The following is a 20944-nucleotide window of genomic DNA, read 5'->3' as shown; positions in this document are numbered from 1 at the left end:
ATTAAGATTACTAATGATAAAAAGCCCTTTGCACTCGGCAAAGGGCTTATACGAATAAGCCGGCGGGCACTTCTTTTATAAAAGGAGAGGGTTCTCCCGGAGACAATACGGTCAAATGATGCATCGCCCGCGTACAGGCCGTATATAACAGCTTACGGTCATGTTCGCTATTGTACTGGGCAGCAGAGGCGTCAGCGGCAATGACGGCGTCAAACTCAATGCCTTTTGCCAAATAAACGGGAATGACGCATACCCCTTTTTGAAAAGGCTGGTTTTCTTTATTGATCAAGCGGACACCGCTCTCGGCGCTGACTGCCTGAAACACTTTTTTGGCTTCCGCGGCCGTTTTGCAGATGACGGCGACCGTCTCCCAGCCTTTTTGTCTGAGCTCCCGGATTGTATCCGCCAATTGTTCCCGCCGCGCATTTTCTGTATCCGTCCGCAAAACACGCGGTTTTTCCCCGTTCCGGTTAAAAGGCTCAATGTCATCGCCGTCAGCCAGCAGCGCTTTCGTAAATTCAACAATCTGCCGCGTCGATCTGTAAGTCCGCTTCAGGCTGACATACTTTTCTGCACCATTGCGAAAGCAGCCGGCGAGGGAAGAAGGGCCCGTAATGGTGTGGGCATAAATCGACTGGCTGACATCACCGAGCACCGTCATCTTTGCCGCCGGGAAGATGCTTTGAATATATGTGAGCTGAAATGGGGAATAATCCTGCGCTTCATCAATGAAGACGTGCTTCATTTGTGTGTTTTTTCTTTTTCCTTCTAACAGATCCTGCAAATACAGATACGGAGCGGCATCTTCATACGGAAGCGACCGTTCTGCAAATGCGTTTCTGGTCAAAGCGCCGATGCTCTCCCAATGATCGGGCTTTTCATCAGCTCCCCAGTCTGAAAACAGCCGGAGATACATCCGTTTTATATCGAGAAAGCCGAGCCGTCTGACGGCCTGCTTAATCGGTTTAAAGGCTTTGCCGACAATAATGGCGCCAAGCAGGCGCTGTTCGCGCTGATGGTCGTCAAATGCAGGTTCATCATCTGCCGCCTGCTTCTTGAGTGTTTGATAAACCTCAGCATAGTCTTCCTTATCAAGCAGCTCGCTCTCCTGCAAGACCCATTCCTTCTTACGCTCCTTTTTTTCGAGAGTGCTGATTTCCGCGAGAAGCCATTCCGCCGTCAGCTCCGCTCTGTTCGGAATCGGCAGCTGCTGATCAAGCGAATAAAAATAGGCTTCAATCCGCTCTTTTGAAATCAGGATGTCTCCCCGGAAGCTGATCTGTTTACATTTCAGGCCCGAGACCGAAAGCGAGCCGGCATAGCGGTCAATCATGGCCTGAAAAGCTGATGACGCTTTGTAAGCAATGGCTGCGAGCCTTACGGAAAGTGCGTCCTTATTTTGTTCAGTCAGGCAATATTCAAGCTGCTCGTACGGGCTTTCACAATCAAACTTTCGTCCGAGACGGCGGATGATATATTCCTGAAAGGTGGCCTGCTCCATATTCTCTTCTCCCAATTCCGGCAATACGGCGGACACATAACTGTTGAACAAAATGTTCGGGGAAAACAATACAATCTGACGGGCATCAAGCACCCCGCGCCCGCGGTACAGCAAGTAAGCGGCCCGCTGAAGCGCCGCGGATGTTTTCCCGCTTCCGGCGGCTCCCTGAACGATGAGATATTTGCTTTTTTCATCCCGGATGATTTCGTTCTGTTCTTTTTGGATGGTTGACACGATGTTTTTCATATGCTGTCCGGAATGGCCGCTCAGCACCTCTTGCAGCATTTCGTCACCAATCGTCATATCCGTGTTAAACATCGCTTTAAGCGTCCCGTTTTTAATGATAAACTGCCGCTTCAGTGTGATGTCTCCCTCTATCGTTTCTTCCGGAACTTCATAGCGGGCTTTTCCCGGGGAATATTGATAGTAAAGAGATGAGATGGGCGCGCGCCAATCATAAATGAGAAATTGCTCGTTGTTTTCATCCATCAAAGAAGTCAGCCCGATATAAATCCGCTCGGAAGAGGACTCCCCTTTTTCCATAAAGTCGACACGGCCGAAGTAAGGAGAGGTTTTCAGCTTTTGGATTTTTTGAAGCTGCCGGTATTGAAGCCGATGCGTCCGTTCACGTTCTGAAAGCATTTCCGCCTGCTGTTTAATGCTTGAAAATGTCTCAGCCGCTTCATGGGCGTCATCCATATTCACGGTGACATCATCCCAAAACGTTTTTCTCAGGCCGACAATATCCTGCTTTAATCCGCCCGATGAGGCTTCAAGATGAGTTTGTTTCTGTTCCAGTTCCTTCATGACAAAATTGATTCTTTCCTGCTCTTCTTTCCACTCTTTATCACGTTTTGCCATCAGCGGCACCTCCGACATCAAGCTGACAAGTCCGGCTTTCATCATACAAACATATATGCAACATATTATTCAGCATTATGGTCAAATACCCTTTTTCTTATCATATCGGGCGTCTTTTTTTATCAGAAGTCGTTATGCAAAAAAACCGATTTCGTTTGTGAAATCGGTTTTTTTACTGTTCTATATGATAGGAACGAATCGGCAGGCGCCACCTGAACACATAACTGCAGATGCGGCATGCCACAAGCACAAGAAACAGCACATACAAACCGGCGGCATCCCCGGCCCAGCCGAGGCCCACGATTAACCCTCCGAGCGCGGCCCAGACTGCATATATTTCCGCCTTGAGCACAAGCGGCTTTCTGCCCGCGAGCAGATCCCGTATGATGCCGCCCCCGCTGCCGGTCAGGACCGCTGCCGCAATCACCGCACTGAGCGGATGGCCCATTTTCACAGCATATAAAGCGCCTTGGATGGCAAACGCCGAAAGCCCAATGGCATCGGATAGGTTGCCCCATTTACTCCAATGCCTTAACAGCAGCTTCGGAAACAAAAAGACAATCGTAACTGATGCGAGAGCGATTTGAAAAAAAGCGCCTTGCTCCCACAAGGCGGAGACCGGAACACCGATCAGCAGGTTTCGGATGGCTCCGCCGCCGAACGCCGTTACAATCCCCAAGATATACACGCCTAAAATATCATACTCCTCTTCCATCGCAACAATCGCTCCGCTGACCGCAAACGCAATGATGCCGATTACACTAAGCAGCTCCCAGGCCATTCCATATGCTCCTTTTTATTTGTTAAATTTTCTGACGACCATTAGATTTTATAATCGCTTTCTCTTAAAATCAACCTTATTTTTGAAAGATTCTGATTCCTAATCCGGGACAACCTCACCCGCAACCGCTGAGAGCGAGAATATTTTCCTATTTTATACTTTAATGGAAGGTTTATTGGAAGTTTCATTGAATACTTTCTCTAACAAAAAGGGGGTTATGAGATGAAAATCAGTTCACTTGTTTTTCCTGTTTTATTGGCCGCCGGATTAATTCCCGGCCTGCCGTCAGCCGAAAGCCATACGCATTCGCACACTCATGCGGAGCCGGCGAAAACGGTATATACGGACCCGCTTCCGAAAGCCGATCATTTTAAAGATCTGAAGGGCCCGGTCCAAGTTGAACAGACGGTTGACACAAAAATTCTGGATGAGAACGGCAAGCAGGTCGGCACGAAACGATTCAATGCCAATGTCAGTCAGGATAAAGCCTCAACTAAAGCCAGCACGGGCTCCCAGAAGGTCAGAGTGCTGGCGGTGGCGGACGCTGAATACCGCGCCAAATACAGCGACTGGCAAACGCGAATCGTCCAGATCGTGGAGCAGGCGGATGTCGCTTTTAACCGTGATCACAACATTGATTTCGTCGTACAGGCCGTGCAGGCTTGGAATTCCTCCGGCTCAAACAGTTCTCAGATTTTATCGAATCTCCAAAGCAGCTTCAGAAATCAAAATTATCATTTTGTCGTCGGTTTTACCGCAAAATCAAGTTTTGACGCCGGCGGTATCGCGTATGTATATAACGGCAAACCGAGCGGCCCGGCTTTCAGCGTGAACCTTGATCAAGGAACGGCCAACACGGCGAAAGCGGCACAGCACGAGTTTTCCCATAACTTCGGACTTCAGCATGACGCCCAAGGCAGCGGCATCCGCTGCGTCATGAATTATGATTATGCCTATTCCGTGGATATTTGGGACAGCTCCCATAACAGACAGATTGCGACAAACAAAGCTTGGTACAGATAATAGAAAAAGAGCCGCTCCCCATGGAGCAGGCTCTTTATTTTGCCGTGCGTTCCGTTTTGACAAAACACATGCAGATAATAATGAGAATAAATGCCGTCAATGCCAAGAAAGGAATGGTAATGAAACCGAACCAGTTAATATATTCAGATGAGCAAGGCACGCCGTAGACACACGGCTTGATGCCGCTGAAACCGGGCACCTTCTGCTCAAGGTAATGCATGATCGATATAAACGCGCCGATGACGGCCATCGGCAGCACATATTTTTTCACGCGCGTGTCACCCTGGAAGGTGGCGATTCCTAAAATCAGGACAAGCGGATACATGAGAATTCTTTGATACCAGCACAGCTCGCACGGTATGAATTTTCTGATCTCGCTGAAATAAAGGCTGCCGAGCATGGCAGCAAGAGCTATCACCCAAGAAGCATATAAAAATACGATTCTATTTTTCATTTTTCAGCTCTTTCTTAATCGTTTTTGAAATCTCCTCATAATCAGAGAAGTCTTTAATCACTTTGTCATTTACGTAAATCGTCGGTGTCGCCGTAATGTTTAATTTATCATTCAGGTCAGTGTCAGCTTTCAGCTCTTTTGCAAAAGTCTCTTTATCAAGGTTTTCCTTCAGCTTGTCAGGATCAACCTTTTTCGCGGTGCTTTTGACCGTTTTTTCAAGCAATGCAGGCGTGACCCATTCCTGTTCGCTTGACGGCTGCTCTTCAAACAGCTTCTCATGGAAAGTCCAGAATGATGCCGGGTCTTCCTTCCACACCTCTTCTGAAGCAAGTGCCGCCAGACGCGAGCCGCTTCCGTGGTACATGACGTTCACAAATGAAAATTTCACGTCGCCTTTATCAATAAAATCTTTTTTGATTTTCGGAAAGATATCGCTGTTAAATACTTTGCATGACGGACATTTGTAATCTCCGAATTCAACTACCGTAACAGGCGCGCTGTCTTTGCCGAGCACGGGCTGTCCTTTAATGGAAGGCTGTTCGGCGACTGTTTCGCCCGCTTTTTCCGTTTGGTTGTTAATAATTACGATGGCCGCAAATAAAACGACAACGATTAACGTCAGAATCACCGCAAATTTCGCAGACGATTGTTTCTTTTTCACTCAGACACCTCATTGTTTTTAAAATAAAAAAGAAGCGGATGCCGGATGGCCCGCTTCTCTATTTTACCAAGACAACCTTGTTTAAGAAAACCCTGAAAAACGAATTATCTTTGACAATTATTCCGCTTTCACTCTCATGACGCGCATCGCGTTGGCAACGGCGATCAGCGTGACGCCTACATCTGAAAAGACCGCTTCCCACATGGTGGCGAATCCGAATGCGCCAAGCAGGAGAAAAATGATTTTTACACCTAAAGCAAATCCGATGTTCTGCCAGACGATCCGGCGTGTGCGGCGTGCAATCCGGATGGCTTCGGCTGCTTTTGACGGCTGGTCTGTCATCAGGACGACATCGGCCGCTTCGACGGCGGCATCAGAACCGAGAGCCCCCATGGCAGCTCCGATGTCAGCTCTGGCAAGCACAGGCGTATCATTAATCCCGTCGCCGACAAACATCAGTTTTTCATTCGGTGAAAGCGCCGCTTCAAGTTCTTCGACGCGGTCTACCTTGTCACCCGGCAAAAGCTCTGTGTACACGTCATCAATACCGAGCTCTCGGCCGACAGCTTCTCCGGTCTGCTTTGAATCACCCGTCAGCATCACTGTCCGCTTCACGCCGAGCGCTTTTAAATTGGCAATGGCCTGTTTGGCGTCCTCTTTGATTTCATCTGCGATCACGATCGCCCCCGCATACTGCTGATCAACGGCGACATAAACGACGGTTCCGTTATTTTCAGCTGTGCCGGAAGCGATTTGTTCTTTTGCCATCAGTTTTTGATTTCCGGCCAAAATCGTTGATCCGCCGGTTTTCACCCGAATGCCGTGTCCGGGTATTTCTTCATATTCTTCAATCTCCTCAGCCGCTAACGGTTGATTGTAAGCTTCACGGATGGAAGAAGCAATCGGATGATTGGAATGGACTTCTGCAAGCGCGGCTGCATGAAGCAGGCTGTCATTCGTAAATCCTGCCGCCGGTTTGATATCAGTCACGGCGAAATTGCCTTTCGTTAAGGTTCCCGTTTTATCAAACACGGCGTATGCCACCTGATTGAGCGCTTCTAAATAGTTGCTGCCTTTCACGAGCACCCCTGCTTTAGACGCAGCCCCGATACCGCCGAAAAACCCGAGCGGAATGGAGACGACGAGTGCGCACGGACAAGAAATCACAAGGAAAATCAGCGCGCGGTACACCCAGTCGGATAGCGCGGCTGAAGGCACGAGAAGCGGCGGTAAAAAGGCGAGAAGCACCGCAACAATGACAACGGCCGGTGTATAGTACTTGGCAAACTTCGTAATAAAGTTTTCCGTTTTCGCTTTGCGTCCGGCCGCATTTTCGACCAGATTCAATATTTTTGACACGGCAGAGTCTTCATACCCTTTAGAGGTTTCAATATGAAGCACGCCGTTCTGATTCATAAATCCGGCCATCACCTCTTGCCCCGGCTCCGCTTTTCTCGGCACGGATTCGCCCGTTAAAGCGGATGTATCAACCATCGAGGAACCGCTCAGCACCTTTCCGTCCAGCGGAATCCGTTCTCCGGGATTCACGATGATGACCTGTCCGACTTTGACGTCCTGCGGGGGAACGGCAGCCATGCCGTTTTCCGTTTTCACATTGGCGTACTCAGGACGGATGTCCAATAACGCGCTGATCGATTTTCTGGATCGGCTGACGGCCGCTCCCTGAAACAATTCACCGATCTGGTAGAACAGCATGACCGCGACGCCTTCCGGATATTGATGAATGATAAATGCGCCGATTGTGGCAAGCGCCATCAGAAAATGCTCATCAAATACCTGGCCGCGGACAATATTTTTTCCCGCTCTGGCTACGATATCGCCGCCGATGATCAAATATGAAGCAAAAAAGAGCAGAAACTCAAGGACGGCGCCCGTGTGCGCGAAGTAAGCGATGACGGCCAAAACGGCGCCTGCCGCCAATCTCACTAACATCAGCTGCAGCTTTTTGCGGTATTCATCCCCGCCGGGTTTGTCTTCGTGCTTCGAACGAACGGTCACATGAGGATCAATGGACTTTACTTTTTTCGCGACTTCGTCTTTCATCCATTGCTCGTTTTTCCCGCCGGCTGAGACCGTGATGGTGCTTGCCGCAAAATTGACAGCACAGCCGTCTATGCCGTCAATGGCTTTTACGCCGTTTTCTATTTTTTTTGCACAGTTGCTGCAATCAAGTCCGTCTAATACAAATTCACCTTTGGCTGCTTTCATTTTCGACTCACCCTACTTTCCGTAATAGGATTCCCATAACATCAATACAGCTAAACGAAATTATATATATGAGCATATATTCATATAAGTGTTTTCTCTATTATATGCAGGCTTTGAATAAAGTGTCAATAAAAAAGACAAAACCGGCATCAGCCGATTTTGTCTTTTTTCACCTTCTGTAAACGCAAGGCATTAAGCACGACCGATACCGAGCTGAATGCCATGGCGGCGCCTGCCACCCACGGAGCCAGAAAGCCGGCTGCCGCAATCGGAATGCCGATGCTGTTGTAGCCCAATGCCCAGCCTAAATTCTGCTTGATGTTTCTCATAGTCAGCCTGCTCATGCCGATGGCGTCGGCAATGCCGTTCAGGTCTCCGCGGATCAGCGTAATGTCCGCTGCTTCCATTGCGATATCGGTGCCGGTGCCGATGGCCATCCCGATATCGGCCACAGCCAGCGCCGGAGCATCATTGATGCCGTCACCGACCATCGCCACGCGCCGGCCTTCTTTTTGCAGCCGGGAAATTTCCGCCGCCTTTTGTTCGGGAAGCACTTCTGCGATCACGCTGCCGATGCCCGCGGCTTTTGCAATGGCTTCCGCGGTCTTTTTGTTGTCACCGGTCATCATGATGACGTCAAGTCCCATATCCTTCAGACGTTTCACCGCGGCCGGAGATGTTTCTTTGATCGTATCGGCGACTGCGATAAGCCCCGCCGCTTTGCCGTCTGCCGCAATAAGCATCACCGTTTTTCCTTCCGCCTCCAAGCGGGCCATGTGCGGAAGCAGCGCTTCATGTTCAATATGCTCTGATTCCATCAGCCGTCTTGATCCGGCTAGAATCGTTCTGCCGTCAGCCTCTGCATAGATTCCGGAACCGATCCGGGCTTGAAACCGGGTGAGTTTCGGGATAGAAATCCCCCGTTTTTCGGCTCCTGACACGATGGCTTCTCCAAGCGGGTGCTCTGATCCCGTTTCGGCGGCCGCCGCCAGCCGCAGGAGTTCCTCTTCGTTCATTCCCGCTGCCGGTACGGCGTCTGTCAGCACCGGTCTGCCGTTTGTCACCGTTCCGGTTTTATCCAGTACGATGGTCGTCAGACGCTGGGTCTTTTCTAGATGCTCCCCGCCTTTAAAGAGAATGCCGAATTCAGCTGCGCGGCCGGAGCCCGCCATAATGCTCGTCGGAGTGGCGAGGCCCAGTGCGCACGGACAGGCAATGACAAGCACGGCGATGAATTTGCCGATCGCTTCAGAAAACTGTCCCGGCGCCGCCCATACATACCAAATGAGAAAAGTCAGCACGGCCAGCCCCAGCACAATCGGGACGAAAATGCCTGAAATGTGATCCGCGAGCCGCTGAATGGGGGCTTTTGATCCTTGGGCTTCTTCCACGATTTTAATAATGTGTGCAAGCGCGGTATCTTTCCCGACATTCACCGCTTTGATTTTGAGAAAGCCGTTTGCATTGATCGTCGCCCCGGTGACGGTGCTTCCGGGAGACTTATCGACAGGCATGCTCTCTCCCGTAATCATCGATTCATCAATCGCGGAATGGCCTTCAATCACTTCGCCATCGACAGGAACGCGTTCTCCAGGTTTCACGTATACGATATCTCCCGTCCGGACCTCGTCAATCGGAATCACCTGTACTTTGCCGTCCCGCTCAACCGCCGCCGTCTTCGCCTGAAGCTTCATTAACTTTTTAATCGCTTCTGATGAGCGGCCTTTTGCTTTCATCTCTAAAAGCTTTCCAAGCAAAATTAAAGTCAGCAAAATGGCGCTCGTTTCATAATAAAGCCCTTCCGCATGTCCGTCTCGTCCGAGAGACGCAATCGTCATGTACAGGCTGTACGCGTAAGCGGCCGTCGTTCCGAGCGCAACGAGAACATCCATATTGGCGCTTTTGTTTCTCAGCGCCTTGTACGCTCCCGTATAAAAAGGCCAGCCGATGACGAGCTGCACCGGGGTGGCAAGCGCGAATTGCAGCCACGGATTCATCAGGATATCCGGCATCCAGATAAAAGAAGTAAAAGAAAAATGGCTGACCATCGACCATAAAAGCGGAAAGGAGAGAACGGCAGAAAATATGAGCCTGATCAGCTGCTTTCGCTGCTCTTTCTCCTTTTGGGATAATCCGCCGTCTCCATCAACCGCCTTCTTCTCGTCTAATCTGTAGCCGAGTTTTGCCACGGTCTCTTTCAGCTCTTTCGGTGTCACCTCTTTCGGATTGTATTCAACGGTGACTGTTTCCAGGGCGAAATTCACCGGTGCGCTCACAACGCCCTCTGTTTTGTTCAGGCGCTTTTCAATCCGGTTGGCGCAAGCGGCGCACGTCATGCCTTCAATCTGAAAATCGGCTTTTTCCGTCACGACGTGATAGCCGAGTTTTTCAATTTTATCCTTTATGGCGCCAGCTTCGATTTTGTCAGGCTGATAAGAAATATTTGAGGTCTCAAGCGCAAGATTGACGGAAGCGTCATTGACGCCGTCCATCCGTTTCAGCCCTTTTTCAATTCTTGAAGCGCAGGCGGCGCATGTCATGCCCCCCACTTGAATGGTTATCTCTTTCGGTTCACTCAATGTCCTCATCTCTCTTCATAAACCCCATGGGGGTATAATTATGATAAAAGAAAACCGCGCCCGTTCCCGAAGCGCGATAAACCTTATACGACGTCATACCCTTGATCTTCAATCGCGTCCTTTATATCTGATACGGAGACTTTGTTCTCATCAAACGTCACATCCACCTGTCCGGCTTCCAATTTCACCTGAACCGCCGTCACTCCGTTCAGTTCTCCCACTCCGGTCTCTACTGCTTTTACGCAGTGCTGACAGGACATGCCTTCGACTTGCAGTGTTTTTTGTTCCATGATGATTCCCTCCACGTCTTGTTTTTTCTTTTTTATGTTACCATACCCCTGTAGGGTATTTCAAAACATTTTATTTTACGATTTCGCGATTTTTTTCACAACATCAAGCAGCTCGGCAATCGCCTGCTCCCCGTTTCCGCTCTCAATGGCGCCGGCTACGCAGTGATGGGCGTGATCTTCCAGCAGATGAAACGCGACTTTCTGCATGGCCGCCTGTACGGCTGAAATCTGCACGAGAATATCCACGCAGTATCGTTCGTTTTCCACCATATTCTGAATGCCCCTGACTTGGCCTTCAATCCGTTTCAGCCGGTTCAGAATCTGGTCTTTTTCTTTGGCGCTTTTATGATTTAACGATTGATGCTCGGTATGTTTGTCCATTTTCCACCTCGGTTTTGTTCTTCGTTACCTTCATTATACAGACTTGAAAATCCGGTGTAAAAAATTTTCAACACACAAGTTTTACCAGTACACCCGCGGGGTATATATTGTTATCACATATCATGAGGGGGAAGTTCATTGAAAACGATACAGGTTGGCATATTGGGATATGGTTTGTCCGGGAAAGTCTTTCATGCGCCGCTTTTGGACGTCCTTGATGATTATCAGATCAAAAAAGTCATGACCTCCAGAACGGAGGAGGTCAAACGTGATCTGCCGGGGGCTGAAGCCGTGCGCGCGATTGAAGACATTACCGGTGATCCTGACATTGATCTCGTCATCGTTACGACACCGAGCGGAATGCATTATGAATCAGCGATGAAATGTCTCCTGGCGGGAAAACACACCGTCGTGGAAAAACCGATGACGGCGACTTCAGCAGAAGCGGAGGAGCTGAGAAGAACGGCTGAAAATAAAGGCGTCTTACTGAGCGTGTACCACAACCGGCGGTGGGACAATGACTTTTTAACGATACAAAAGCTGATTCGGGACGGGGCGCTTCAAGACATTCATACATATCAAGTCAACTACGATCTGTACAATCCGGTTGTCCAAGAAAGATGGCGCGAAAAAAGCGGACCCGCCACGGGAACGCTGTATGATCTCGGTTCACATATTATTGACCAGACACTCCTGCTTTTCGGAATGCCGGAATCCGTCACGGCACATGTGATGAAACAGCGGGACAACAGTGAAACCGTCGATTATTTTCTGGCCGCGCTCCATTACGGCAAACTTCAGGTCATTCTTCAATCCGGCTCCATGAATGCGGCAAACGGCCCGCGCTATCAGATTCACGGACGGAATGCAAGCTTTATCAAATACGGAAAGGACGGACAGGAAGAGGCGCTTTCAGCCGGCCAAAAGCCGATTGACGACAGCTGGGGGGCCGATGACCCTGACAACTTCGGAGAGCTGACAATCGCAGCGGATGAAAAAAGGCATACAGAAACAATCCCCTCTGAGAACGGCTCTTACCTTACGTACTACAAACTGCTGGCGGACAGCATCTTAAACGGAAAACAGCTTCCCGTTACGGCAAAAGAAGGCATCGATGTCATCCGTGTCATTGAAGCGGCGATGAAAAGCAGCGAGCAAAAACGGACGATTGCCCTTTAATATAAAAAAACCTCCCTGCCGACGGCGGGGAGGTTTTTTTAAAGATCAGAATGATTTTCCGGCTTCTTTCGCGCGGGCAATCGCATCTTCTTTAATTTGCTGTGCTTTATTCGGTTCAGCATTATGGCCTTCAACGATTAAACCGTCAAAAGAAGGAACGCCGAAGAAGTTCATCATGATGCCGATGTAACGGTGGCCCATTTCCATGTCAGCCGCCGGGCCTTCAGAGTAATAGCCTCCGCGCGCCTGAATGTGGAGCGCTTTTTTGTCAGTCAACAGGCCGATCGGGCCTTGCTCTGTATATTTGAATGATTTTCCGGCTACAGCCACAGAATCAAGGTACGCTTTCATAACAGGCGGGAATGAGAAGTTCCAAAGCGGTGTGACGAATACGTATTTGTCAGCTGACGCGAATTGATCGCTCAGCTCGTTCAGACGGCCGACTTTCGCTTTTTCGTTTTCAGAAAGCTCTTCAAAACCTGTGCCGGATTGAAGTTTTCCCCAGCCGCTGAATACATCCGCATCGATATGAGGAATGTTCTCTTTGTAAAGGTCGATATGTACAACCTCATCATTCGGGTTTGATTCTTTATAAGAATCGATAAACGCTTTTCCTGTCGCCATGCTGTAAGATGTCTTTTCATCATGAGGATGAGCAGTGATATAAAGTACTTTTGCCATTGTTAACAGCCCTTTCGTTTTCAAATTACACACACATTTATTATGAAATATGAATGTTTTTTTATACTGATCAGTTCTGTAATAATTATAGTTACAAAAAATTCTTTTCGCAACAATAATATCTCGAAATCAGTATATTTTTTAAAAAAGGCTGTAATGACGGGAATGGCAAGCAGCAGAAAAAGCAGAAACATTTAGTTTCTGCTCAAAATCGGATTTGGTTTGCAGACCGGAATATCCAATCCGAGATTCCCCCGCAGTGTATCCGCCGGATAGCTTTTTCGGTACAGCCCCTTTTCCTGAAGGATCGGTATGACTTGATCTACAAAGGCTTCAAGCATGCCCGGGATGTCAGAGTGAATGATAAACCCGTCCGCCGCTTCCCGCTGAAACCATGTTTCAATTAATGATGCCACACGTTCCGGTGTCCCGATAAAGTTGGTTCGCGGAAACGCGGCTTCGCGCGCCACTTGACGCAGCGTAAGATTCCTGGCTTTCGCCTCTCTTTTGATACGGTCTGTCGTGCTTTGAAACGCGTTTTTCCCGACGTCGCCCAAATCAGGAAACGGCTCATCCAGCGGAAAACGGCTCAGATCATAATCGTCAAAAAATCTGGCCACATATTTAACGGCGTTCTCTATCGGAATCAGCTCGGCGAATTCCTGATATTTCGCTTCCGCTTCTTCTTGTGAGCCGGCTATAATCGGACTGATTCCCGGAAAGATCCGCAGCTTGGAAGCGTCCCGGCCGTAATCCGCCCCCCGCTTCTTCACATCATCATAAAAAGCTTTCGTTTCCTCAAGTGAATTGGAGTGCGTAAAGACTGCATCTGCATTCCTCGCGGCAAACGACCGGCCGGTTTCTGAAGACCCCGCTTGGAAAACGACCGGCTCTCCCTGTTTGGACCGGCCGATATTCAGCGGGCCCTCCACTTGAAAATACTCGCCTTTGTGATACAGGCGATGCAGTTTGTCAGGGTCAAAAAACTGCCCGGTTTCTTTATTGCGGACGAAGGCATCTTCTTCCCAGGAATTCCACAGACCGCGCACCACGTCCACATGTTCCTGGGCGATGGCGTAGCGCCGGCTGTGATCGGGAAGGCTTTCTTTGCTGTGATTGCGCGCGGCTCCCGCCTGCGGAGAGGTGACGAGATTCCAGCCCGCCCTGCCGCCGCTGATATGGTCAAGAGACATCAGCTGTCTTGCGATGGTAAACGGCTCAGTGAACGAGGTGGAAAATGTGCCGATTAAACCAAGATGGGTTGTAGAGGCGGCAAGCGCCGATAAAATAGTGATCGGCTCAAACCGATTTAAGAAATGCGGGATGGACTTTTCAGAAATGAACAAGCCGTCCGCAATAAAAGCAAAGCTGAACAGCCCTCTTTCAGCAGTCTGCGCTTTTTGCCTGTAAAACGCCGCATTCGTGCTTGCTGTCGGATCGGCGTCGGGATGACGCCAGCCGTCCGTTGTGCCGCCGACACCGTGAATCATGACTCCGAATTGAATTAGATCCGTCCGGCTCATTTTCTCACCCCCTTTTTCCCCTCGTAATCGGCAAGCGCCCGTTCTACATGTTCAATGCCGACTTGAGTAACGGCCTGATACACACGGCTGTCACCGCTGCCGATTTCAACGACGGGAACATGACGGATGCCGTACTTCGTCTGCAGCACGTCACGCAATTCGTCCCGCTCTGTCACATCAATTGTTTCGTATGCCACGGCTTTTTCCCGCAAATATCCTTTCACTTCATCACAATAGGAGCAGCCCTGTTTGCTCCAGACCACTACGTTTACTTCATGACTCATGTTCATCCCTCCTATAATTGTGGGGCCGGCTGCACCGCTTCGCTTAACAGCCGGTAAGACAATCGTTTTTCCTCAGCGTTTTTGATAGGCGACAAAATCACAAAATCGGTAATGCTGTATTGAACGGATAATCGTCGCAGCTCGGCGGCGGTCTCTTCTTTTGTCCCGGCAATCACACCCGTCTTTTGTGTGATCAGCTTATATGGCTGCGTGACTTGTTCAAGAAACGCTTCCGCTTGTTCCCGGGAACCGACATTCACCTTTTTGCCGTCTTCGAGAATGATTTTGACCGACTCACGCGATACGACGTGTTTTTCCGCTTCTGCTTTTGTATGTGCGGTAAATACCATCGGCGCAAGGTGAAATTCCGCCTTCGATCCTTTCGGCAGATGCTCGTCAAAGGCGTGGCGCGCTTTTTCTAACGCAGCCTCTTCACCGTTTATGAAATAGGCGAAAACGAAGGAAATGCCGAGTTTGGCCGCGGATATCGCGCTTTCCGCGCTGCCGCCGAGTAAAAAGATGTCAGGCGCATACTCAGTATGCGGCGTCGGCCGCAATGACGCGTAGCGGTGCGAGTCCGGAAAATCATTTCGGATGAAATGAGTCAGCTCCTCAAGCTTTTCTTCAAACAAACGGGCGGGCTGGATAAGCTCCCGCTGCAGCGCATCGGTTGACAGCTGAAATCCGCCGGGCGCTTTGCCGACACCGAGCGCCACACGGCCGGGAGCAAGGGCGGACAGAACCCGGAACTGCTCCGCCACTTTATAAGGACTGTAATGCTGCAGCATCACCCCGCCGGATGCGAGACGGATTTTTTTCGTGCTTGCGGCAAGATACCCCAGAACAATTTCCGGCGCTGATCCCGCTATCTCTTCATTGTTATGATGCTCCGCCGCCCAGAAACGGTCATATCCGTATTGTTCGGCCTCCTGAGCCAATCTCACCGTTTGCCGCAAGGCTTCTTCTGCGGTTTGGTTTTCCGAGGTGACACTTTGGTCTAAAATGCTTAAACGAATCATACGACAGGCTCCTTTATGCGCTCTTTTATGTCATAACCGTAATCAGGCAGCACGCGGCGGAGGAACTTCTTCGTTCTTTCTTTTTTCGTCTTGTGAAAAACTTCCTCAGGCGTTCCTTGTTCCACGATTGCTCCTTCATCCATAAACACAATTTGGTCGGACACTCTTCTGGCGAATTCCATCTCATGTGTGACAATGATCATGGTGGCGCCGGTCCGCACAATGTTAAGCATCACCTCAAGCACCTCGCCGACAAGCTCCGGATCAAGGGCTGCGGTCGGTTCATCAAACAGCATCACATCAGGATGAATGGCAAGCGCCCGGGCAATCCCGACCCGCTGCTTTTGTCCTCCCGACAGCTGATTCGGATAGGCATGCAATTTATCCTGAAGCCCCACCTTGGCCAGTTCCCGCTCGGCAATGGCGTACGCATCTGATTTTTTCATTTTCCTTGCGACCGTCAGGCCTTCCATGACATTTTGAATCGCCGTTTTATGCGAAAACAAATGATATTGCTGAAAAACCATCGCCGTCTGTTTCCTCAGTCTGAGAATGTCTTTTTTGGCAGGCTTTTTGCAGTTAATGACTTCACCGTGCAGCGAAATGGCGCCCTCATCCGGCCGCTCAAGCAAATTAAGGCAGCGCAGAAAAGTGGTTTTCCCGGAACCGCTCGGACCGATGATCGTCACGACTTCTCCTTTCCGGACACTTAAATTGATCCCCTTTAACACGTGATGACTGCCAAAATGTTTCTGAATGTTTCGGATTTCGATCATAATGCGCCTCCTTGATATCTGGCCGCTCTTTTTTCCGCCAGACTGTTTACTGCTTCGAGAATCAGCGTTAATCCCCAATAAATCACGGCCGCCCCGATAAATGCTTCCAGAAACGCATAGTTATCGGATGCCGCAATCGTCGCCGTTCCTGTAATTTCAGGCACTGCAACAATTGCCGCGATGGAAGTGGTATGCAAAAAGCCGATGCCTATATTGGTGAAGTTCGGCAGCGATATCATGAACGCCTGCGGCAGAATTACGCGCCGAATCATCTGGCCCCGCGTCAGACCGATTGAATATGCCGCCTCCGCCTGCCCCGTATCGACGGCCATGATCCCGGATCGGAGAATTTCCGTCATATAAGCGCCTGCCGTTAATGACAGTGCCATGATGACAAACACGGCGACCGGAATCTGATTGGCCGACCAGCCGAGATGAAACGCGCGGCTGAATTGTTCGGCAATCAGCGGAACCCCTAAATAAATCAGCATGATATGGAGAATCGCCGGGGTGCTGCGGAAAAAAGACACGTAAAACGCTGAGCAGGCCAGCAGCCATTTGATGCGGAATATACGCACCGTGATATTGCCGAGAGCTATGAAAAATCCGGCAATAATCGGAATGACCGTCATCGCCAATGTAAGCGGAACGGTTTTCAACATTTGTTTTATCGCAGTGCCGATAAATGGAATGTCCAGCTCCACTGTTCTCCCTCCTTTTCAGCCGTGCGCACTCATGTCAAAAACCGTCACAAGGCGCGTCTCATCTTTCTTGATTCGTTTTTCGGCCCATCTGAAGACACATTCAAATAAAAGGGCGGCCGCGTAATACAGAACAGACAGCGAGATATACACTTCAAGAGAATGATTGCTCGATGTAATCAAGGTCTGTCCTCTGCCCGACATATCCATCACCCCGATCGAAAAAGCGAGTGATGTATCTTTTAAGAAACCGATCACCATATTCCCGATGTTGGGAAAGGCCTGCACAAGCGCCTGCGGCAGAATGATGCGCCGGAATGTCTGCCCCCCGTTCAGCCCGATGCTGAACGCCGCCTCCGCCTGCCCGCGGCCGACGCTGTTCACACCTCCCCTGATGATTTCGGCCGCTCTTGCCGCGCTGCTCAGCGCGTACGTGGCGATGGCCGCATACAAAGGGTCCATTTTAGAGGTATCAATTCCGGCGAGCGCCGTGAGTGCCGGAATGCCGTAAAATACAATGAACAGCTGCACCATGATGGGCGTTCCTCTGAAAAAAGAGATATACAGCTTCGCAAACTGATTCAAAACGGGAATGCGATAGATGCGGGGCAGCGCCAAAAGCAGCCCCAATAGAAAGCCGAACAGCAAAGACACCGCCAATATATACAGCGTGACGGGCAAATACCCGAGCAATGTCGGCACAAAGGAGGCGATCATACTGATATCAAACGCTTTTTCCATTGCCGGTCCCTCTCTTTTTCACTTAATATTGCTCCTTTGAATAATCCGCGCCGAGCCACTTTTCACTCAGCTTTTTAAGCGTGCCGTCATCAATGATTTCCTTGAGCGCTTTATCAATGTCATCGCTCAGCGTTTGTTCATTTTTGTTAAACATAAAGAACACTTTGGCATTTGACAGCACTCCGCCGACCGTTTTTTCTTTGATTGCGCTCGTTTTGTTTTGAAAATCGACAGCAAACGGCGTGGAAATCGTTGCATCGGCGCGGCCGGATTTCAGCTGATTGGCCGCATCGTTTGAACCTTGGCCGGCATAGGCGATTTCAAACGGACTGCCGTGTTTTTCATTCCATTTTTTCAGCACAAGCGCGCCGTTTGACGTCGGACTTGTAATGACCCGCTTTCCTTTCAAGTCATCAATGCCGTGAATGTCCCCGTTATCTTGGAGCACCGTGATTTTCAGCGGGAAGTTGTTATACGCGACTTGATTGAACAGAAATTTTTTCTCCCGTTCGGCGCTTTTCTCCATTTGATGAGCCACGATATCGACTTTATGCTGGCCGAGGCTGACAAGCAGGTTGGAGAAATCCATCGTTTTAAAGGTGAATCGATAGTCCGGCAGGCGCCTGTCAAGCTCTTTCACCAGCTCAACGTCATAGCCCGTCAATTTGCCTTTATCATCAATAAAGCAAATATTCGGAAATTGAGTGCCGGTGCCGACCGTAATGTTCTTCACGTTTTTCTGATTGCCTGATGCCGCCTCCCCGCCCGCGCCGCAGGCTGATAACGCCGCCATTGCCGCAATTGTTAATGACATGACCGCCAGTCTTATTTTCATGTGATCGCCCCGTTTTCTGCTTCAATTATTTCGTGAAACTTGATTTTGAATAATCCGCGCCGAGCCATTTTTCACTCAGCCTTTTCAATGTGCCGTCCTTCTCAAGCTTTTGAATCGCCCGATCCGTATCGTCCGCCAGGGTTTGGCTGTTTTTATTGAACATAAAATACACCTCGGTATCGAGCAGCACATCACCGACCGTCTTTTGTTTGAACGCGTGCGTCTTATTTTGAAAATCGACGGCAAACGGCGTGGATACGGTGGCGTCAGCACGTCCTGTCTCCATTTGGTTCGCTGTATCATTGCCGCCCTGCCCGGCGTATTTCAAGTGTATCGGGCTGCCGTGGGACTTGTTGTATGCCGTCATATAATCCGCCGCATTTGACGTCGCGCCGACGATGACGGTTTTCCCTTTTAAATCCCGGAGCGTGTGTATCGCGTCATTATCCGCCTTCACCGTAATGTACATCGGCGAGTAGTTATACGGGATTTTGTGATACAAAAAGCGTTTCTCCCGTTCCTTGTTTTTCGCCATATTGTGCGCGATCACGTCAATTTTCCGGTTTCCGAGACTTGTAAGCAGATTCGAAAAATCCATCGTCTTAAAGACAAATTTGTATTGCGGCAGCTGTTCATCAATGGCTTTCATCACTTCAATGTCATAGCCGGTCAGCTCGCCTTTTTCATCCATAAAAGCAATGTTCGGAAAATCAGTTCCCGTGCCGACGATAACGGTCTGCACGCCGCTCCCCGCTTTCGTGCTTTCTCCTTGCCCGCACCCGGCCAGCACGCCGAGCAGCAGAAGCAGACAGCCGGCTCTGATCCGTTTTTTTATCATTGCGCCCAGCTCGGTGTGCCTAACAGCGACGCGTCAAACCGCTCCGGTATGAGCACCTTTCTCATCATGACTCCGATGTCTCCGTCTTTCTCCTGCTCAAAATACACTTCATATCCCCTCCGTCTGTACATATCTACAAGCCAGGGATGCTTGCGCGCCGAAGTGCCGAGCGTGATGGCCGGGGCCTTCAGCGTATCCCGCAGCACATGTTCCTCCACATAAGTCAAAAGTTTGCTGCCGATACCCTGCCCCTTCAGCTCAGGAAGCGTCGCAAACCACCAGACAAACGGATATTTTGACGGAGGCGTGTCACTCTCCCACGGAAAACGGATCGTAATGGTTGAAAGAAGCCGTCCGTCCCGTTCGAGCACGACGGCTGAATGATTTTCAATATTTTCCGTTACCATATCGATGTCGGCCCGCGCCGACGGCCAGTCAATCTCCAAATTGCGGATCGGCTGAAACGCGCTGTACAGCAGCTCTAAAAACTCCGGCGCATCCTTTTTCTCAGCCAATCGAAATATGTCTTCACTCATTCCGGTCACTCTCCCCGCAAAAATATATAATTCCAATTTGTTTACTAAGCTTTGATTGTTTATACTATAAAGCAAACTGATTTATTTGACTAATCAAAAAAAGTAAAGGAAAGGTTCAAGAAAATTAATGAACAGCCGGGAGGGGATTTCGTTGGAATTACGCACCATTAAAACGTTTCATACCATCGTACAGTCAGGCAGCTTTTATAAGGCCGCAGAAATTCTGAACTACTCACAGCCGACGATTTCAATGCGGATTAAACAGCTGGAACAGGATGTAGGCGCGCAGCTGTTTGAACGTGGAAAGAAGCTGAAGCTGACAAGGGCGGGGCGGCTGTTTCATGAGCGGGCCGGGCAGCTTCTCGCGCAATACGAGGTGCTTGACCATACTCTGGCCGATATCAGACAGGGCCAGGCCGGCCTTATTCAGATCGGCATATCCGAACCGACGGCAAGCCTGATCTTCCCTGCCGTGCTGCGGGGTTTCTTAAATGATTATCCGGACATGTCGGTCAATGTCAGCGTGGATGATGCCAATACATGCAGCCGCAAACTGCTGGAGGGCGCCATTGATTTTGCGGTATGCGGCGAGCCGGAGCTGATTCTGGAAAATTACTTTGATCCGTTTTTCCATGACTCGCTCAATGTCATCGTGTCCAACAGACATCCCCTTGCCGCCAAAGCAAGCGTTAATCTCGAAGATTTAGAAAATGAATGCCTGATTTTTACGCCCGCCAATTGCCCGATCCGGATTCAAATTGAACAGCACCTGCAGCGGGCCATCGGCAGCAGCTATCGAAAAATGGAGCTGACCAGCAGCATGGCTCACCAATACTATGTCAGGGAAAATATCGGCGTCTCAATCTTTACGGCGACGGCGCATTCAGAGCCGATCGAGGGCACGAAGGTCATTCCGATCCATAACTTAACAATTTCACCGCCGGTCGGGCTGTTGACAAACCAAAAAGAAGAGCATTTTGACTGTGCCACAAAAGATTTAATCAGCAGGATCATCAGCCGGTTTCAGCGTGATCCGCATTAAAAAAACCCCCGCTTTACGGGGGTTTTTGT

Annotated in this window: 21 protein-coding genes; 3 read left to right on the top strand and 18 right to left on the bottom strand. The window is 49.8% G+C overall.

The window, feature by feature from the left end; all coding sequences use genetic code 11:
• Nucleotides 1–46: 46 nt before the first annotated feature.
• The gene (gene helD / locus ACWJJX_RS08750; RefSeq protein ID WP_454022906.1) at nt 47–2362 is read right to left on the bottom strand and encodes an RNA polymerase recycling motor HelD; all 2316 of its coding nucleotides are present in this window, start codon (nt 2360–2362) and stop codon (nt 47–49) included.
• Between the two features lie 172 nt (nt 2363–2534).
• Nucleotides 2535–3143, bottom strand: coding sequence for a trimeric intracellular cation channel family protein (locus ACWJJX_RS08745; RefSeq protein WP_003151732.1), 609 nt, complete (start codon nt 3141–3143; stop codon nt 2535–2537).
• A 222-nt stretch (nt 3144–3365) separates the two neighbouring features.
• Here ACWJJX_RS08745 and ACWJJX_RS08740 point away from each other — a divergent pair, with 222 nt between their 5' ends.
• Entirely contained in the window at nt 3366–4166 is an 801-nt protein-coding gene (locus ACWJJX_RS08740; protein ID WP_014305811.1) for a zinc-dependent metalloprotease, read from the top strand.
• Nucleotides 4167–4200: 34 nt separating this feature from the next.
• Here the strand turns inward: ACWJJX_RS08740 and ACWJJX_RS08735 are convergent, their stop codons facing one another.
• From ACWJJX_RS08735 to csoR, 6 genes are all read right to left on the bottom strand, one after another.
• Nucleotides 4201–4620 carry a disulfide oxidoreductase gene (locus ACWJJX_RS08735; RefSeq protein WP_007410015.1) on the bottom strand — a complete coding sequence of 140 codons (420 nt, stop codon included), beginning with the start codon at nt 4618–4620 and terminating at the stop codon, nt 4201–4203.
• Nucleotides 4610–5281 carry a DsbA family protein gene (locus ACWJJX_RS08730; RefSeq protein ID WP_043867421.1) on the bottom strand — a complete coding sequence of 224 codons (672 nt, stop codon included), beginning with the start codon at nt 5279–5281 and terminating at the stop codon, nt 4610–4612. The genes ACWJJX_RS08735 and ACWJJX_RS08730 overlap by 11 nt, the downstream gene beginning before the upstream one ends.
• Before the next feature lie 117 nt (nt 5282–5398).
• Nucleotides 5399–7510, bottom strand: a complete 2112-nt coding sequence (locus ACWJJX_RS08725) for a heavy metal translocating P-type ATPase (RefSeq protein WP_454022905.1) — start codon at nt 7508–7510, stop codon at nt 5399–5401.
• A gap of 149 nt (nt 7511–7659) precedes the next feature.
• Nucleotides 7660–10089 (bottom strand): heavy metal translocating P-type ATPase, encoded by a 2430-nt coding sequence (locus tag ACWJJX_RS08720; protein ID WP_454022904.1) that lies wholly within the window; start codon nt 10087–10089, stop codon nt 7660–7662.
• An 83-nt stretch (nt 10090–10172) separates the two neighbouring features.
• Nucleotides 10173–10379 carry a copper chaperone CopZ gene (gene copZ, locus ACWJJX_RS08715; protein ID WP_015240581.1) on the bottom strand — a complete coding sequence of 69 codons (207 nt, stop codon included), beginning with the start codon at nt 10377–10379 and terminating at the stop codon, nt 10173–10175.
• A gap of 75 nt (nt 10380–10454) precedes the next feature.
• The gene (gene csoR / locus ACWJJX_RS08710) at nt 10455–10760 is read right to left on the bottom strand and encodes a copper-sensing transcriptional repressor CsoR (RefSeq protein ID WP_013353610.1); all 306 of its coding nucleotides are present in this window, start codon (nt 10758–10760) and stop codon (nt 10455–10457) included.
• A gap of 138 nt (nt 10761–10898) precedes the next feature.
• Between csoR and ACWJJX_RS08705 the strand changes: the two genes are divergently transcribed.
• On the top strand, nt 10899–11939 hold the full coding sequence (locus ACWJJX_RS08705) for an oxidoreductase (protein ID WP_044052898.1): 1041 nt from the start codon (nt 10899–10901) through the stop codon (nt 11937–11939).
• 45 nt (nt 11940–11984) lie between these two features.
• On the opposite strand, the gene azoRB is transcribed toward ACWJJX_RS08705, so the two are convergent.
• From azoRB to ACWJJX_RS08655, 10 genes are all read right to left on the bottom strand, one after another.
• Nucleotides 11985–12620, bottom strand: coding sequence for an FMN-dependent NADH-azoreductase AzoRB (gene azoRB / locus ACWJJX_RS08700; protein WP_003151719.1), 636 nt, complete (start codon nt 12618–12620; stop codon nt 11985–11987).
• A 194-nt stretch (nt 12621–12814) separates the two neighbouring features.
• Entirely contained in the window at nt 12815–14143 is a 1329-nt protein-coding gene (locus ACWJJX_RS08695; protein ID WP_454022903.1) for an LLM class flavin-dependent oxidoreductase, read from the bottom strand.
• A complete protein-coding gene (locus ACWJJX_RS08690) occupies nt 14140–14427 on the bottom strand; it encodes a glutaredoxin family protein (protein ID WP_044052896.1) in 288 nt (95 codons plus the stop codon). The genes ACWJJX_RS08695 and ACWJJX_RS08690 overlap by 4 nt, the downstream gene beginning before the upstream one ends.
• Nucleotides 14428–14438: 11 nt before the next feature.
• Nucleotides 14439–15446 carry an LLM class flavin-dependent oxidoreductase gene (locus ACWJJX_RS08685; protein ID WP_278071313.1) on the bottom strand — a complete coding sequence of 336 codons (1008 nt, stop codon included), beginning with the start codon at nt 15444–15446 and terminating at the stop codon, nt 14439–14441.
• Complete coding sequence (locus tag ACWJJX_RS08680) at nt 15443–16222, bottom strand: amino acid ABC transporter ATP-binding protein (RefSeq protein ID WP_025853847.1); 780 nt, start codon at nt 16220–16222, stop codon at nt 15443–15445. Before ACWJJX_RS08680 ends, ACWJJX_RS08685 begins: the two co-directional genes overlap by 4 nt.
• Nucleotides 16219–16926 carry an amino acid ABC transporter permease gene (locus ACWJJX_RS08675; RefSeq protein ID WP_070082373.1) on the bottom strand — a complete coding sequence of 236 codons (708 nt, stop codon included), beginning with the start codon at nt 16924–16926 and terminating at the stop codon, nt 16219–16221. The genes ACWJJX_RS08680 and ACWJJX_RS08675 overlap by 4 nt, the downstream gene beginning before the upstream one ends.
• Before the next feature lie 15 nt (nt 16927–16941).
• Nucleotides 16942–17664: an amino acid ABC transporter permease gene (locus ACWJJX_RS08670; RefSeq protein ID WP_025853845.1), complete on the bottom strand. Its 723-nt coding sequence runs from the start codon at nt 17662–17664 to the stop codon at nt 16942–16944.
• Between the two features lie 22 nt (nt 17665–17686).
• Nucleotides 17687–18499 (bottom strand): amino acid ABC transporter substrate-binding protein, encoded by an 813-nt coding sequence (locus tag ACWJJX_RS08665; RefSeq protein ID WP_167860423.1) that lies wholly within the window; start codon nt 18497–18499, stop codon nt 17687–17689.
• Nucleotides 18500–18524: 25 nt separating this feature from the next.
• Nucleotides 18525–19337 carry an amino acid ABC transporter substrate-binding protein gene (locus ACWJJX_RS08660; RefSeq protein ID WP_070082375.1) on the bottom strand — a complete coding sequence of 271 codons (813 nt, stop codon included), beginning with the start codon at nt 19335–19337 and terminating at the stop codon, nt 18525–18527.
• Nucleotides 19334–19873 (bottom strand): GNAT family N-acetyltransferase, encoded by a 540-nt coding sequence (locus ACWJJX_RS08655; RefSeq protein WP_003151702.1) that lies wholly within the window; start codon nt 19871–19873, stop codon nt 19334–19336. Before ACWJJX_RS08655 ends, ACWJJX_RS08660 begins: the two co-directional genes overlap by 4 nt.
• A 151-nt stretch (nt 19874–20024) precedes the next feature.
• Between ACWJJX_RS08655 and ACWJJX_RS08650 the strand changes: the two genes are divergently transcribed.
• A complete protein-coding gene (locus tag ACWJJX_RS08650; RefSeq protein ID WP_025853843.1) occupies nt 20025–20915 on the top strand; it encodes a LysR family transcriptional regulator in 891 nt (296 codons plus the stop codon).
• Nucleotides 20916–20944: the final 29 nt, after the last annotated feature.

The organism is Bacillus sp. YH3-2-B2 (genome assembly GCF_053663335.1).
The sequence above is the reverse complement of the archived record's forward strand: the minus strand, read 5'-3'. Positions and strand labels throughout refer to the sequence as shown.